This is a genomic window from Bacillus sp. OxB-1 (genome assembly GCF_000829195.1).
Classification (GTDB): domain Bacteria; phylum Bacillota; class Bacilli; order Bacillales_A; family Planococcaceae; genus Sporosarcina.
On record NZ_AP013294.1, the window covers coordinates 353,407 to 369,803 of the forward strand.

The 16,397-nt window shown below is 47.9% G+C and carries 11 protein-coding genes, 1 rRNA gene, 1 pseudogene and 3 riboswitches; all 13 genes and pseudogenes read right to left on the reverse strand.

Annotated features, from left to right (window positions below; translation table 11 throughout):
• Nucleotides 1-4: 4 nt before the first annotated feature.
• Nucleotides 5-104: riboswitch (purine riboswitch) on the reverse strand.
• 86 nt (nucleotides 105-190) lie between these two features.
• The 13 genes and pseudogenes from OXB_RS01920 to OXB_RS01990 all read right to left on the reverse strand — a co-directional run bounded on the left by OXB_RS01920 (nucleotide 191) and on the right by OXB_RS01990 (nucleotide 16,396).
• Nucleotides 191-379, reverse strand: a complete 189-nt coding sequence (locus OXB_RS01920) for an NETI motif-containing protein (RefSeq protein WP_041071455.1) — start codon at nucleotides 377-379, stop codon at nucleotides 191-193.
• Nucleotides 376-903, reverse strand: coding sequence for a DUF2179 domain-containing protein (locus tag OXB_RS01925; protein ID WP_231860344.1), 528 nt, complete (start codon nucleotides 901-903; stop codon nucleotides 376-378). The genes OXB_RS01920 and OXB_RS01925 overlap by 4 nt, the downstream gene beginning before the upstream one ends.
• Nucleotides 904-1,529: 626 nt before the next feature.
• Complete coding sequence (locus OXB_RS01935) at nucleotides 1,530-1,781, reverse strand: hypothetical protein (RefSeq protein WP_052483826.1); 252 nt, start codon at nucleotides 1,779-1,781, stop codon at nucleotides 1,530-1,532.
• The gene (locus OXB_RS01940; protein WP_084212364.1) at nucleotides 1,756-2,994 is read right to left on the reverse strand and encodes an IS91 family transposase; all 1,239 of its coding nucleotides are present in this window, start codon (nucleotides 2,992-2,994) and stop codon (nucleotides 1,756-1,758) included. Before OXB_RS01940 ends, OXB_RS01935 begins: the two co-directional genes overlap by 26 nt.
• A 127-nt stretch (nucleotides 2,995-3,121) precedes the next feature.
• Nucleotides 3,122-4,477, reverse strand: coding sequence for a tRNA (N(6)-L-threonylcarbamoyladenosine(37)-C(2))-methylthiotransferase MtaB (mtaB, locus tag OXB_RS01945; protein ID WP_041071467.1), 1,356 nt, complete (start codon nucleotides 4,475-4,477; stop codon nucleotides 3,122-3,124).
• A gap of 437 nt (nucleotides 4,478-4,914) precedes the next feature.
• Nucleotides 4,915-6,201 (reverse strand): N-acetylmuramoyl-L-alanine amidase, encoded by a 1,287-nt coding sequence (locus OXB_RS17850; protein ID WP_052483828.1) that lies wholly within the window; start codon nucleotides 6,199-6,201, stop codon nucleotides 4,915-4,917.
• A pseudogene (locus OXB_RS19150) lies at nucleotides 6,198-6,359 on the reverse strand (holin); the annotation flags it as partial. The pseudogene OXB_RS19150 and the gene OXB_RS17850, both read right to left, overlap by 4 nt.
• 348 nt (nucleotides 6,360-6,707) lie before the next feature.
• Nucleotides 6,708-8,259, reverse strand: a 16S ribosomal RNA gene (locus OXB_RS01965).
• Between the two features lie 579 nt (nucleotides 8,260-8,838).
• On the reverse strand, nucleotides 8,839-10,173 hold the full coding sequence (locus tag OXB_RS01970) for an NCS2 family permease (RefSeq protein ID WP_041071470.1): 1,335 nt from the start codon (nucleotides 10,171-10,173) through the stop codon (nucleotides 8,839-8,841).
• Between the two features lie 109 nt (nucleotides 10,174-10,282).
• A riboswitch (purine riboswitch) is annotated at nucleotides 10,283-10,383 on the reverse strand.
• The gene (gene guaA / locus OXB_RS01975; protein ID WP_041071472.1) at nucleotides 10,377-11,783 is read right to left on the reverse strand and encodes a glutamine-hydrolyzing GMP synthase; all 1,407 of its coding nucleotides are present in this window, start codon (nucleotides 11,781-11,783) and stop codon (nucleotides 10,377-10,379) included. It overlaps the preceding riboswitch by 7 nt.
• Before the next feature lie 129 nt (nucleotides 11,784-11,912).
• Nucleotides 11,913-12,014, reverse strand: a riboswitch (purine riboswitch).
• Nucleotides 12,015-12,045: 31 nt separating this feature from the next.
• Nucleotides 12,046-14,250 (reverse strand): DUF4129 domain-containing transglutaminase family protein, encoded by a 2,205-nt coding sequence (locus OXB_RS01980; RefSeq protein WP_041071475.1) that lies wholly within the window; start codon nucleotides 14,248-14,250, stop codon nucleotides 12,046-12,048.
• Nucleotides 14,247-15,446 (reverse strand): DUF58 domain-containing protein, encoded by a 1,200-nt coding sequence (locus OXB_RS01985; protein WP_041071478.1) that lies wholly within the window; start codon nucleotides 15,444-15,446, stop codon nucleotides 14,247-14,249. Before OXB_RS01985 ends, OXB_RS01980 begins: the two co-directional genes overlap by 4 nt.
• Entirely contained in the window at nucleotides 15,443-16,396 is a 954-nt protein-coding gene (locus tag OXB_RS01990; RefSeq protein WP_041071481.1) for an AAA family ATPase, read from the reverse strand. The genes OXB_RS01985 and OXB_RS01990 overlap by 4 nt, the downstream gene beginning before the upstream one ends.
• Nucleotide 16,397 lies beyond the last annotated feature (1 nt).

Sequence of the window (16,397 nt, forward strand, 5' to 3'; positions counted from 1 at the left end):
CCTGGATGAAGTGCTCTTCCCGCATAGTCCGGACATTACGGTGTCCTGGTAGAAACACAAAGGCCAATTCCTTTGCATATATGAGGGATATCTTATTACTCTACATATTTTAACAAGACAAAGCTCATCCGTCAATGCAAAAGACGAACGATATTTTAAGTGATTTTTGTATCGTTCGTCTTTTTGTAGTTTATTCGTCTACTATTCCTTTGAATTGAATGCGTTGGCGGACAGGCAGGTACTCGCCATCCACTTCAGTGAAAATCGGTTCCTCCTTCCGTCCCGCAACAATATATCCCTCGGAGGCCATGCGTCCCAAGCATTCCTCGATAGTTTCATGTTCTTCCACTTCAAACCACACCGTTTTCTTCTTTGTCATCTGAACAATTTCCCTTTCCGAATCGATTTCACCCAGAAACCGCCATGAATTGTCTTCGTCTCGTTCGAACTAATAAATGCTTTCGGTTCAATGTCTTTTATAGTCTCATATAGCTTCAATTCAAATTTCCGTGGTGTCAAAATTTGCATGGCGGATCGATTTCCATCCAAGCCATGTGCCAACCAATCCGTCACTCCGTACCCTTCCTTCCGGAGACGGCTCGGCAACTCCGAATCGGCTTCAGCTGTAATGACATTTACCGTAATATAGCCAAGCGCCATTTTCTCTTCTATTTTGGAGCCCACAATAATACCACAGCCGAAACCAAGTGCATATGCAACTAAGTTTTCAATTTTCGTCAGATTATCAAGAACCAAACCTAATCCAATGACATAAATCACCACTTCAAACACACTGACCAAAGCTGCGATATAGCGATACCCTTTTAAGGTTAAGATCATACGGACTGTCGAAAAAGTTACGTACACAATATTAATTACAAAAATGATCAGCACCGTTAGCATTAGGGTCACCTCCTTCATGGATAGTCCCATTCTATAGGGGATTTTCTCCGAACTCAAAATACTTCCTTCCAAGCATTTGTTGGGAGAGTTTGAAAAACATACGAATATTGAGTATATACCCTTGAGCCTGATAAAAAAACGAAACGGACTTGGAATCAGATTTGGTTCTGGTTCTTAGACGGAAAATCCTCGCCTCATGTCTTAGATAGCCCATGGAATGCGATGTTAGCAAGTGAAGTGCCGCGACCTGCTCATAATTCGAGAGGGTGTCCATATTTCATTGCAATCAATCCATAATATCGAGCAAGGGCTGATATCTTCTGTGGAGTGCTGATATATTTGGACAACTGCTGATATCTTTTCGAAGTACTGATATTTTTGGGCAACCGCTGATTACTTTTCTGGAGTGCTGATATCTCGGGACAATTGCTGATAACTTTCCGGGAGCGCTGATATTTATTGAAGACAGCTGATAACCTCCCGAAAGTGTCGATGTCCCTGGACCGCCGTAGATCTCTCCCTCGACAAGGTGGATGCAATACATCTTCTCCGCTTGCCCGCTGTCCGAAAAAAGGCAAGAACAAAAGCGCTAAAGCGCCTCTGTCCCCGTCCCAAGTGGAATCGATTCACTTGGGACTTTTTTTCGCTCTATGCATGGTCCCACCACAAAAAGGACATTCGATTTCGACTTCCTCATTCTGTTTTAAGTCGACCTGAAAGTCCGCCACTACAAAATCGGGAACGTCATCTAATTCCTGACAATCCCGACACTCAAATTCAATCGTACTTATTTTTTCGTTCAATCCGAACGGGTCATCCTCTTCTAATGATTGTAAAAATGCTCGGTTCAGTTCATCCAGTTCTTCGTCTGTTGGCATCCTCCGACTTCTCCCATCTTTTAATAATTTTCATGCCCTCCATATAATGATACAGGATTCCATAATCAGCATGCCAAATCTCCACCAGGTCCATCTCCCGATGGCAACACGGGCAAATAAACGGATCCCGATCAAAAGCCTCCCTCATCCGTTCCCGATATGTTTTTCTCTTTTTCCTTCTTTCCAAAAGCATGGAAAGTTGTTTTGTCCGCATGAAGGCATAAAGGCTTAGAATTTGATTTGCCTTCTGATACGATCTTCTGCTATACAACCCAAAACGGCCCACCATTCTGAAGTGTTTTGGTGGGATGTGCTGTAAAATATTGAACAGGAATCGATAGACCGACTGCTTCACGTCCACCCGTTTCCCTGTTTTATGATCTTCATACCAGAACTCGACTTCCTTCCCATCGTATCCGACAATGCGATATTCGGCGATGGCCGGTCTCGCCAAGTATCTGCCTATGTATTTGGCTGCCCCTTTGGCATCCTTCATTTTCTGTTCTGCGTTCACATAGAATCCTTTCGGATATCGCCTATATAAATCATTGATTAATTCCTGGGCCTTTGGGTGATCGGGAAACCACTTCTTCATTAAATCGAGTAGCACCTTTTGCCAGGATTTCCGTAAGAATTCATAGGGAATGAAATCACTTGAACACCATTCATTCCGATTATCAATCGCCCCTTCCGTCACTAGGGCATGTATATGTGGATTGAACTTCAGATCCCTTCCGAACGTATGGATGACCGTGATCACCCCGGCTTGTAGGTTGCGCTTCCTGCTTTTACGACGATAATAGAATTGGAAGACCCCGGCTACCTGTCTACTCAACTCATTCAATTTTTTGCGGTCGTGGAAAAAGATATTCCGAAGTTCCTCGGGAATGGTGAATACCATGTGGCGATGCGGCACATTAAAGATTAAGTCCTGCTGTTTGGTGGACCAGTCATCCGTATATTTCTTTCCACACTTATTACAAAAGCGGCTCTTGCATGTGAAACAGACAATGACAGGAGATGGATTCCCTTCACAACCCAGACATTCATATCTCGCATATCCGACATCCGAGGATCCACAACGGATTGTTTTCAGGACGGTTTCTTTTATATCCTCTCGATAAGCTTCTGGAAACAAGGTAGAGTGCATTTGCCAAAACCCATCGAAATGGTCTTTCAGTATTCTTTTGATGACTCCACTAGTCCCTCTCATCGCGTCTCAGTCCCTTCGAGTATACGAACATTTTATCGAACAGTTATCCACAGGTCAAAATTTTATAATTTCCTAAGCAACGAAAAAAGCTGTTCCCCCCAGAATCGGGATGGAACAGCTGTTTTTCTTAGGCAAAGATTTCTTGTTCGTCTACAACGCGGACAAATTGGCCTTCATTATAAGGGTAGCCCGCTTTGTTAATTTTAACGCGAACGATTTTACCGACCATGGATTCATCAGCCGGAAGGACGACCTTCAAGTAGTTATCGGTATAGCCTTCATACAAACCACTTTCCGGGTCTTCCTTATATCGCTCTTCCGGAATGACTTCTAGCACTTCATTCTCGAAGGATGAGGCATATTCTTTCGCCAGCTGGTCGTTCAATTCAAGCAATCGGTGTACTCTTTCATTCTTCACTTCTTCATCCACTTGGTCTTCCATCCGTGCTGCCGGTGTGCCTGTCCGTTTTGAGTACGGGAAGACATGCAGTTCGGAGAACCGATGATCACGGATGAAATTGTATGTGTCCATGAACTCCTCTTCCGTCTCACCCGGGAACCCGACAATAACGTCGGAGGTGATCGCCAGTTGAGGAAGGGCTTCCCGCAAACGGTCCAACCGTTCCGCGAAAAATTCCATCGTGTATTTCCGGCGCATCCGTTTCAGCACCGTATTGGAACCCGATTGGATTGGAATATGAAGATGGCGTACGACGATTTTGGATTCTTTCAACACTTGAATGACTTCATCCGTCAACTGGCTCGCTTCGATGGAACTGATGCGAAGCCGTTTCAAGCCTTTCACTTCGGATTCCAGATCACGTAGAAGACGTGCGAGGTTATAATCCTTCAAATCCTCACCGTAACCTCCCGTATGGATGCCCGTCAGGACAATCTCCAAATAGCCGGCGTCGACAAGCTGTTGGGCTTGGCGGATGACTTCTTGCGGATCACGTGAACGCATTAAACCGCGCGCCCATGGAATGATGCAAAATGTACAGAAATTATTGCAGCCTTCCTGGATCTTGAGGGAAGCACGGGTCCGATCCGTAAATGCCGGGACATCCAGCTCTTCATATACCCGGTTTTTCATAATATTGCGGACCGCATTGATCGGTTGGCGCTCGTTGCGGTATTCGTCGATCAAGCCAAGCAGCTTCACGCGATCCTGTGTGCCGACGACGATATCCACTCCCGGAATGGCCATGATTTCCGCAGGTGAGGTCTGGGCATAACAACCTGTTACGCAAATGACGCCGTCCGGGTTTTTTCGGATGGCGCGCCGGATCACCTGGCGGCTTTTCTTGTCACCTGTATTCGTGACAGTGCATGTATTAATCACGTAGACGTCCGCATTCTTATCAAAATCTACGCGTTCGTAACCCGCTTCTTTGAAAAGTTGCCAGATCGCCTCCGTCTCATAATGGTTCACTTTGCAACCTAATGTAGACATAGCTACGGTTTTCGGACGCTCGTAACTCATAATATATTTCATCCTTTCATTACACTCGTTATCATAATTAAATTAGGCTCAATAGAATATTTCACGTGTCTTATAATAGCACAATTAAATAGGATGAGACTAATTTTTTCGACCTTAAATATTTTTCGTTATAGCTAATATACCCAATCTATTCACATTAAAGAAAGCCAAAAAGCACCCCATCCAACCGGACAGGTATTAGTCATCACCTTTTGTTTCAATTTACTGTTCAGCTGCAACCTCTTAAAGTGAGGAGTAGTCTCATTTCAAGAATGCCCATAAAAGCCTTGGCGATGTGACGTAAACTGATTACTCCTTGTCATGATGTTGCTAGGTCATGATATTTTGAATAAAACACTTCATAAATTACAACTTCTTTTTGACCCTGAACGGCGTACCCTGCCAAGTGTGGATCACAGGGTAGGGTGCTTTTTCTCTCATTTATTCGTACGGATCAGCGCGCCAATCCCCAGCATGACAATGTCGCCGTCCGCGGCTTTGCCCTCTTCTAGATCCTTGATCCACTTCTTGGCATAACCGGCTTTGACAGCAGCATTTACTACGATATCGCGCTGTGCTTTGTTGGCAAGAAACGTTTCAAATTCCTTTCGTAACGTGCCGGAGGTAAATTCCAAGTCTGACTCCTCTCTTTTCGTCTGCACAGTCGCAACCTGTTTCGGATTATGTTCCAACTTGAAATAGGCAGCCAACCCCTCGGCAATTGCTTCACCTTGTGCTTCTAGGTTGGTTTTATTTCGCATCGAATGGATGTCAATTGTGGAGTCCATGAACCCGCCTTCGGTCAAGATGGCTGGCATGTTGGTTTCTCGGAGGACATGCAGATTCATTTTTTTGATGCCCCGATCCCGCAAGACCATACTTTTCACGATTCGGGGATGGACCGCTTTGGCGACCTCTACCGATTTCGGATTGGCTCGGGGGTGGTCCATAGTAAAGGTTTCGATCCCGCCACCGCTGTGCCACTTGCCGGATAGAGCATTATGATGGATAGAGACATAAACATCGGCTCCCCAATTATTCGCCCGATCAGTTCGCGTTTTAAGTGGTACATCCGTTTTGCCGGTAGGGTCGTCTACCCGCAGGATTTCCAATCCTTTGTACTCCCGGAGCTTGGCCTCACAGGCCAACAGGACTTTATTGTTAAAGGACCACTCCCTCTCTCCGTCTGGCGATCTTTTTCCAGCCGTATTAAATCCATGGCCGGCATCCAGTACAATTTTAACCACTCGATCAACCCCTTTGTTATATTTCGTCAGTCCGTATTGCTCGATGATTTGATTCAGCTTGGACGGATAATTGATATCCGCCGCATACCCGGCTGCCTTCACGGCTGCCGTTGATTTTCGATAATCCGTCTCACCAAGCACATCCGCATATCGATTGTGCTCTTCCCATCCCGTGCCGTGCGTATATTTGTGGACAAGGTCGATGACGCAACCTTCATAAGACGGATACTTTCTAAAGGCCGCATCGATGTAATAGACCGCGCCATCCGGCTTGTGCTCGGCTGTCCGTTTGGTATACGTCTCTCCGGTCCAACCGGCGCCCACCTTGATGCCGAATAGGTTGTTGGCTTTGGTGGCAAGTTCAGACGTTCCTGAAGCTGATTCCAAGACTCCCTGCGCTATGATAAGAGACGGCAAAACGCCATTCGCAATCCCGTGCTTGACTGCAAACGGCGCAAGTTTTTCTATGAAACTCATCGCTTATCAACTTTCGTGTAGCCATCCTGTTTATCTACTAACTCAAAAAGGCCGGTCGCCGAAAGGCCTGCAAGTCCTCCTGCCCAAAGTCGTAATACCACGTCGAGATCAGTGAAGGGAGACGCTGCGAACCCCACGAAAATCCCCATAATGGTCGATCGTTCCGCCATAGCGATATGGCTTCCGAATCGTTACAAAGTATTGCATGTTCAATCACTAGTGTGATCGACTCGGTTGATTACTTGTGTTTGTTGCTTTCAATGTCGTTTTATCCAGTTTTCAAAGAACAAGTCGGCTTCCGATAAGCGGCGCATTACGTTGTCAGCTTCACTCGTTCACATCCTCACGTGCCTAAGCACGCTCCGGTGTTCTCTCATTCGCTTCCTAGTACTGCTTGCTTCTCGAAACCCTTCGTTTTGAAGAATCATCTCAAGGATGAACCTTCAAAACTGAACGCAAAACGTCAACGTATGAACCCAAGGTTCATATTCCGTAAATATCCTTAGAAAGGAGGTGATCCAGCCGCACCTTCCGATACGGCTACCTTGTTACGACTTCACCCCAATCATCTGTCCCACCTTCGGCGGCTGGCTCCCGTAAGGGTTACCCCACCGACTTCGGGTGTTACAAACTCTCGTGGTGTGACGGGCGGTGTGTACAAGACCCGGGAACGTATTCACCGTGGCATGCTGATCCACGATTACTAGCGATTCCGGCTTCATGCAGGCGAGTTGCAGCCTGCAATCCGAACTGGGAACGGTTTTATGGGATTGGCTCCCCCTCGCGGGTTCGCAGCCCTCTGTACCGTCCATTGTAGCACGTGTGTAGCCCAGGTCATAAGGGGCATGATGATTTGACGTCATCCCCACCTTCCTCCGGTTTGTCACCGGCAGTCACCTTAGAGTGCCCAACTGAATGCTGGCAACTAAGATCAAGGGTTGCGCTCGTTGCGGGACTTAACCCAACATCTCACGACACGAGCTGACGACAACCATGCACCACCTGTCACCGCTGTCCCCGAAGGGAAAGGCATGTCTCCATGCCGGGCAGCGGGATGTCAAGACCTGGTAAGGTTCTTCGCGTTGCTTCGAATTAAACCACATGCTCCACCGCTTGTGCGGGTCCCCGTCAATTCCTTTGAGTTTCAGTCTTGCGACCGTACTCCCCAGGCGGAGTGCTTAATGCGTTAGCTGCAGCACTAAGGGGCGGAAACCCCCTAACACTTAGCACTCATCGTTTACGGCGTGGACTACCAGGGTATCTAATCCTGTTTGCTCCCCACGCTTTCGCGCCTCAGCGTCAGTTACAGACCAGAAAGCCGCCTTCGCCACTGGTGTTCCTCCACATCTCTACGCATTTCACCGCTACACGTGGAATTCCGCTTTCCTCTTCTGTACTCAAGTCCTCCAGTTTCCAATGACCCTCCACGGTTGAGCCGTGGGCTTTCACATCAGACTTAAAGGACCGCCTGCGCGCGCTTTACGCCCAATAATTCCGGACAACGCTTGCCACCTACGTATTACCGCGGCTGCTGGCACGTAGTTAGCCGTGGCTTTCTGATAAGGTACCGTCAAGGTACGGGCAGTGACTCCCGTACGTGTTCTTCCCTTACAACAGAGCTTTACGATCCGAAAACCTTCTTCGCTCACGCGGCGTTGCTCCATCAGACTTCCGTCCATTGTGGAAGATTCCCTACTGCTGCCTCCCGTAGGAGTCTGGGCCGTGTCTCAGTCCCAGTGTGGCCGATCACCCTCTCAGGTCGGCTACGCATCGTCGCCTTGGTAGGCCGTTACCCCACCAACTAGCTAATGCGCCGCGGGCCCATCCTGCAGTGACAGCCGAAACCGTCTTTCAGAATTCCTCCATGCGGAGGAACTGATTATTCGGTATTAGCCCCGGTTTCCCGGAGTTATCCCCATCTGCAGGGCAGGTTGCCCACGTGTTACTCACCCGTCCGCCGCTAACTTCAGGGAGCAAGCTCCCATCCGTCCGCTCGACTTGCATGTATTAGGCACGCCGCCAGCGTTCGTCCTGAGCCAGGATCAAACTCTCCATAATCCTAGCGACCGATGCGCGGCGGATTGCGTTGTCGGCTTCATTCGCTCAGTCAGTCACGTACCGTAGTACGCTCCCTCCTTCGCTCAATCGCCTCCTAGCACTCCACCACACCTCGGCCGCCAGATCTGGCTAGTCGATACGCAGCGCATTACGTTGTCAGCCGCGCTCGATCAGTCGGTCACGTACTGATGTACGCTCCCTCCTTCACTCGCTTGCTTCCTAGCACTGCACTACGTCTCAACCGCCAGTTAGAGAAACTTGAATAGCTCGAGTTTCTTGCTGGCATCATTTAAGATGTCAATTTTGAATCCGAAGATTCGTTTTGTCCTTTTCACCGACGGGGTCGGCTTCCGGACTTTATTTGTTGACGTTTTGCTGTTCAGTTTTCAAGGTTCATTTTTTTGTCGGAAACTAGTGTTTCTTGTTGTCTCGTCCCGACTGCTTAACTAATATAACAAGTTCTCAAAAAGAAGTCAACACTTTCGTGTAAGTTTTTTAAAAAAGTTCTTTTCATCCCTCGAACTTCAACTATAAAAGAAGGGCTTTCCCATGATAGAGAAGCCCTTCTAGCCCATACTCTTATTTAATGAAAAGGAAATACAAGATGAAAATGACGAATAGTCCATACATGATGGGGTGGATTTCTTTTCTTCTTCCGCTCACCAGCATTGTGATCGGATAGAAGATGAATCCGATTGCGATACCGGTTGCGATGCTATATGTCAGCGGCATGGAGATGATGACGAAAAATGCAGGGACCGCTATTTCGAATTTATTCCATTCAATGTTCCCTAATGCCGATACCATTAGCACACCTACAATGATGAGCGCCGGCGCCGTTACCGCTGGCGTAATGACAAACAGCAGTGGTGAGAAGAACAATGATAGAAGAAACAGCAAACCAATAACTACGGAAGAAAAGCCTGTCCGCGCCCCGGCGGCCACTCCTGCAGTCGATTCAACATAGGAGGTCGTCGTTGATGTTCCGAAAATAGCACCTGTCACTGTTGCCATCGAGTCCGCCAATAAGGCTCTTCCTGCCCGCGGCAACCTGTCGTCCTTCATTAACCCTGCTTGGGTCGCTACTGCTACAAGAGTTCCGGCAGTATCAAAGAAGTCAACAAAAAGGAAGGTGATGACGATGACTAGGAATTGTGTCGTCATCAAGGACGCCGGGTCATGGAAAAAAGCATCAAACGCAGCACCAAATGTCGGAGCGACACTCGGAACTTTGTCGACGATTTTTGTCGGCACCTCAATCAGACTGACAATCATACCAAGTATCGTAGTCATAATCATTCCATAGAAGATAGCACCCTTGATTTTGCGAACCATCATAATAATGGTGACTACCAGTCCGAAAATAGCTAGAAGCGTTGGACCAGCACTTAAATCTCCAAGGGCGACGAGCGTGTTCGGCTCCGCAACAATGATATCAGCATTCTGGAGTCCCAGAAAAGTGATGAATAGTCCGATTCCCGCACCAACGGCTAATTTCAATTGTGCCGGTATGGCGTTGATGATCAGCTCGCGTAAGCCTGTCAATGATAGGACAATGAAAATCAGTCCCGATACTAGAACACCTGTCAAAGCAGTCTGCCACGGGATACCGTAGCCTAAAACGACTGTATATGCGAAGAAGGCATTCAATCCCATACCTGGAGCAAGTCCGATCGGGTATTTTGCAATCAGCCCCATGAACAGGGAACCGACAGCCGCGGCGAGTGCTGTTGCGACGAAGACCGCTCCTTTATCCATGCGCATGGCATCCGGCAGGTCAGGTACTGTTTCTAGTGAAAGCATAATAGGGTTAACTGCCAAAACGTAAGCCATTGCTAAAAATGTCGTTAGTCCTCCTATGATTTCCCTCCGATAATTCGTACCTAGCTTTTCAAACTCAAAATATTTCTTCATGATAACCGTCCTTTTTCTAGTTTAGATAATGAATAACCGGTAACAAAAAAAGGAAACATACGATGTGCAATCATATGCTTCCCTAATGACAGTTAAATTAAAAAGATCTCGTTTTTAATTCAAAAATCGTAGTCGGATCATTTAAGGTGTCCGGTAGAGACTTAAGGGCCATATTCCCCAAATTATACGATGCGATTATTTAGTTATTCCCACTCGATTGTGCCAGGTGGTTTTGCAGTGATATCATAAACGACGCGATTTACATGTTCCACTTCCGCTGTGATTCTTGTGCTGATTTTCTCAAGAATATCCCAAGGAATTCTTGCCCAATCCGCCGTCATTCCATCTATGGAATGGACTGCGCGAATTCCGACAGCATAGTCATAAGAACGCTTTTCGTTCCGAACGCCGACGCTGCGGATGTCAGGCAGGACAGCAAAGTATTGCCAAATTTCGCGGTCAAGGCCCGCTTTTGCGATTTCGTCGCGGAGGATCCAGTCGGCCTCGCGGACGATATCAAGCTTTTCTTTAGTAACTTCCCCCAACACACGGACACCAAGCCCCGGGCCCGGGAACGGTTGGCGATGTACGATATCGGAAGGGAGCCCGAGTTCTGCCCCGACTGCGCGAACTTCATCTTTGAACAATGCTTTCAACGGTTCGATCAATTCAAATTCCATGTCTTCGGGCAGTCCGCCGACATTATGATGGGATTTGATGACTTCTTTTGTCGCCGTTCCACTTTCGATAATATCCGCATAGATCGTCCCTTGTGCAAGATAGTCAATGCCATCCAGTTTAGCCGCTTCATCATCAAAGACGTAGATGAATTCATTTCCGATCGTTTTCCGTTTCGTTTCCGGGTCGGTGATGCCTTTCAACTTGTCGAGGAAACGTTCGCTGGCATCGATTTTAATGAAGTTCATATGGAATTGGTTGCTGAATGTATCCACAACACTTTCGGCTTCCCCTTTACGAAGAAGTCCATGATCCACGAACATGCACGTCAATTGATCTCCGATGGCCCGATGGATCAATGCAGCGACTACCGAGGAGTCCACACCGCCGCTGAGCGCGCAAAGTACTTTCTTGTCCCCGACCGTCGCACGGATTTTCTCCACTTCGATTTCGATGAACCTTTCCATCGTCCAGTCGCCTTTCGCTTCGCAGATTGTTAAGGTGAACTGGCGAAGAAATTCGAGGCCATTCACAGACCCGCCAGCTTCTGGTTGAAATTCAATCCCGTATGTCTTGTTTGCATCGCCGCCAATTGCGTTGATCGAATCTTGAGGTGATGATGGGGTGTCCACACCTACTTGCTTTGCAATCAAGCGCATCCCGTAATTGATACCAAGAATAGGTATCCCGGCTGAAAAGATTTCCGGATCGATTGTCAATGCTTCCGGATCTTCGGCCGACGCAGGACCGCCGGATAAAATGATACCAACCGCGTTCATTTTCTTGATTTCCTCCGCGGTCACCGTATGTGCATGAAGTTCGCTATATACACCGAAATTACGGATCGTCCGTGTGATCAGTTGGTTATAATTGCTGCCCAAATCAAGTACTACGATCTTTTCCTGTTCCACTAATAAAGGAGCTGTTGACATTTGACCGACCTCTTCCTTTTTATTTCCCATATTCCCCATAGAATACCCGATTATCAAAAAAAGACACGTTAGAAAGGCTTTCTTTCCACGCGTCTCATGATCTACAATAAGGCGAAAACAACCCATATGACTGAGCTGATTCCGCCTTCATAGTCAAGTCATTTACGGTGACTTGGTAGAAACATCCGAACCGATTATCAGACATATATGAGGCATATCGGGCTTATTCTTTTTTTAATCTTACTTCTAATAAAATCAAAAATCAACCCACAGTCTTTTTGATTAAATCTTCCCACATTTCCTGCAAATTCATCCAATCATGATCTACTGTTTCCCCGCCGTAAAAGCCTTTTTCATAGGCAACGGTCAAGAGGCTCATCGAAGTTCCACCAAAATGACGATCCACTTCCTTGGCATAATCGGCCAACGTCATGCCGTGCCGCCTCTTCAAGCCGACCCGATCCAGTTGTTTCAGCAAGCTTCCGTACTGTTTCCGGAACATCTCCCAATCGCCCGATTCGGACCGCCGCCAACGTGTCAACAGGGCAGGCAACCATTTAGCCCGCTGGACATACGCCATGGAAACGACCAACAAAAGGGCAAGTCCAAAGAACACCGTCTTCATCGTATTTGTTTGGAACCATTTATCCAAATCCGCTATAAAAGAGGTAAACCCGCCTTCTTTTTTTGCAGCAGTTTTCGGTTCATTCTTCTTCACTTCTTTTGGACGTTGCTCCTGTTGTTCCGGAGTTTCCGCATTGCCAACGTTCAAATCCAAATCATATTCGATGTCGGCTGTATTCGTAAAACCGATTGTCGGTTCGAACGGCATCCAGCCGACACCCGGCATATAGGCTTCCACCCACGAATGGGCTTCATTATTGGTGACGCGGAAGATTTTATCCCCTTCGGCATTCCTCGTTTCTTCGCCCGGCGCGAATCCTTTCACCCAACGGGCCGGAATGTCGATCGATCGCAACATGACGACCATGGAAGTCGAAAAATTATCACAATATCCCCGCTTCGTTTCGAATAAAAACTGATCCACATAATCTTGGCCCGTCCTTGGAACCGCGATGTCATCCTGAGCATACACGAAGCCATCCCTTGCAAAATACCGCTCAATCGCCTTCGCTTTCTCATAAACACTTTGCGACTCCCCGGCAATCTCCTGTGCCAGCTCCCGGACGCGGGGCGGCAACTGACTTGGCAACTGAAGATATGGATTCAGATTTTCCTTCACTGTGGCATAATCATTCATCGTCGTAGCCCGTAACGTTTTCAAACTATATTTCGGCTCCTCGAATTCCATTGCGTAAACAGGGAGCTGGACTGCTGAGAAGGAAGTTTGATTCGCATTGGCGGCGACTGTAGCATATTTCCCAGTCGCATTGGTCAGGATGAGCTGATAGGCCTCGTCCGCGTGCACCTTATGCAATCCATATGGATAGATGACGAATGGAAACGGTTTGGAAAATACCAATTCCGCCCATCGCAACTCGCCTTCTTCACTGACCGTCCGGAGTTCGTCTCCCATCCGATAACCCGTCTGTTCACTGGACGGGGACACCTGCTCCCACCCTTTGGATGTGTACGTATTTTTCGTTTCGATTTTCCAATATTGCCGTTTTGCCGTTTCCGCCTCGAAAATCAACGTATCATCCTGCACAAAGGAACCGCCCAGTCTGGAGTCATCCGGATCGTAGCCGCTCTTCATAACTCCGGCGATATTGCCTGACTCCTCGACACCTTGTACGACCGCCTTGACAAACGGAACAGGATCTGGCCATACCGGCTCTCCTTTCGGCAAATAATGGGCCAACAACCCGCTCATTGAGACAACAAGCAATAGCGGGAGCGAGATGAAGAGATACGTACGCAAACGGAGTGGTTTCCGTTGTTTTTGGACGAGCCTGGAGATGGTCAATAATCCAAGCAGCAAACAACCCGACATCATGATCCGGAAAATCGACTGTTCGGCTGAATAAGGGCTGAACGTGTCAATGAAGGCAATAAAGACGACAGTCATGACGTAGAATAATAAAATGCTCTTTTTCACTTCAATCCAATATCGAATTAAATACGCCGTCATCCATAGCAACGCGAAAAACAGTAACGTCCGGAAGGGATTTGAAATACCCTCCCATTGCCCTTTCAAGAGGACCACCAAATTTGCGATGAAATCATCCCTCAACAAAACAAGGGCTTGTTTGGAAAAAAGCAACTCATGAAAAAAGATATAATGGACAGCCCATAAGATATAAGTTATTTTTACCGGGATTGCGATCCACCATTTTAGATTAAACAGGGCCATCAGGAAAAACAGGGCGACAAATAGTAGAAATAGAGGCATATTCCCTGAGGAAGTCAGTTCCATTACGGGCAATAGCCATTCCCAAAGCAGAACAAAGGCAAGTACATACAGAAGAATCAGCATCCATTTGTCAATCTGTCTTTCATTTCTCATCGGGCCACCTCATTGAATGTATCCGAAGACGGTTTTCGATATAACGTATGGACCTTGACCCCTTTTGAACGGGCCAACTGGATCGCCCCTTCCCTTTTCCCGGACAGGCCTTCCTGGTCCACTATAACAAAACAGACGATTGAACGTGCCTGTTGAAAATGTGATAACAAAGACTCGAACAAGATTTCATCGGGGTTCCCCGTTATGATCACGACATTTTCACTGGAAGGGAGCGCCGCCAGTTCCACAACGGGAAGTCCTTCCTCATTGGATGGCTGCAGCTTGGCCAACTGAACGAACGCCTGGTGTAGTTGATCTTCCGATTGAATGGAAGGTAGAAGGAGCGGATTGGATCCGAGGATGGCGAATGCCAAACCCGATTGCCTTCTTGAAGTTTCGCGCAGCAAAGAAGCGGCAAGTTCAACTTGACCCTCGAACACATCGGAATATCTGCCGTCCAATACGAGAAAGAGGTGCTTCGCTCTGCCTCCATCAAATTCTTTCGTCATTAAATTCTGAGTTTTAGCGAACGACTTCCAATGGATCCAGGCCATCCGGTCCCCCGCTTGATAATCACGAACGCCCGTCACCAATGTGAGGTCTTTCGAGTTCTGCGATGTGTCCAGGGAACCTGTTTCTGAACGACTATCTCTTGGGTTATATTGGAAGTCTGTTATTTTCGGATAGACAAGAATCGTTTCAGGCAAGTGGAGCAGCGCTGTTTTTTTAATCCAGCCGAAGAAATCGGACAGCTCAATCTCGATTCCCCGGAATTTATGTTCTCCCCTCGGCATTCGATCGATCGTATACGTCCACTCCACCTCTTTGGATATTCCCAACAGAAAAATCTGCTTCATCCGGCTGCCCGCTGAAGCATGGAGGCGCGAGTCATCTCCCATTTCTGCCGCTACAACATAGAGCAGCGGGAACCGGAACTTTCGTTTCAGACGGACGACGACCATCAAACTGCCGCCCCGATGCACACGGGGCGGCATCAATTCCCGTTCCACCTTAATAGAGGAAATCGGATAAAAGAAGAGCAGGATCGAATATCCGACGAACGGCAAGAGGATATAAAAGATCGTCCAACTGACGATGCCGCCTTGGAACATGGCAAACACAAAAGAGGTTGCCAGGAGGGTTACGACGAAAAGCAGCCGCCCGAGCAGACCGATTCGTAGACGGGCGGCCTTCATCTCGTAAACCTAGACCGGTCAACCGGCACGTAGACATTGCCCAAAATCCGACGAATCAGCGTGTCGGGGGACACTCCTTGGAACCGGGCCTCCGGTTTTACAATGACCCGGTGGCCAAAGACGAACGGGGCCAAGTATTGTACGTCATCCGGCGTGACATAGGTCCTACCCTTTCCTAAGGCGTATGCCTGGCACCCTCTCATAAGCGCAAGCGAACCCCTAGGGCTTACACCCAAATAGACATCGGCATCTTCCCGAGTCGCTGTTGCACAGTCAACAATATAGGATTTGACCGTATCATCTACCGTTACGTTCTTCACGGCTTGTTGCAAGTCGCGTAAATCCGCCAACGTGATGACAGGTTCCAACTTTTCGACAGCCACTTCCTCCACCGCCCGCCGAAGAACCTCCACCTCTTCCGACTTGGATGGATACCCCATTTTCAGTTTGAATAAAAAACGGTCCAACTGCGCTTCCGGCAACGGATAGGTTCCTTCGTACTCGATCGGATTCTGGGTGGCCATGACGAAGAACGGTTGAGGGATGCGGATCGTCTCCCCGTCCACCGTCAAGGAGGATTCCTCCATGCTTTCGAGGAGAGCAGATTGGGTCTTAGGCGACGTGCGGTTAATTTCATCAGCCAAAACGATATTGCCTAGAATCGGTCCTGGACGGAATTCAAACTGCATTTCTTTCGGATTGTAGATCGACACACCGAGGACATCGGATGGCAACAGATCCGGCGTGAATTGGATCCTCTTGAAGTCGGCGCCAATCGATTTTGCGAGCGCTTTCACCAGCATCGTCTTCCCGACGCCAGGCACATCTTCCAACAGGACATGCCCGCCGGATAGGAGCGCCGTCAAGCTAAGTTCGGCGATTTCCCGCTTTCCGATCATGACTTTTTCTATATTATCCAGTATGCTTCCGATCATTTCTCTATTTGTCATC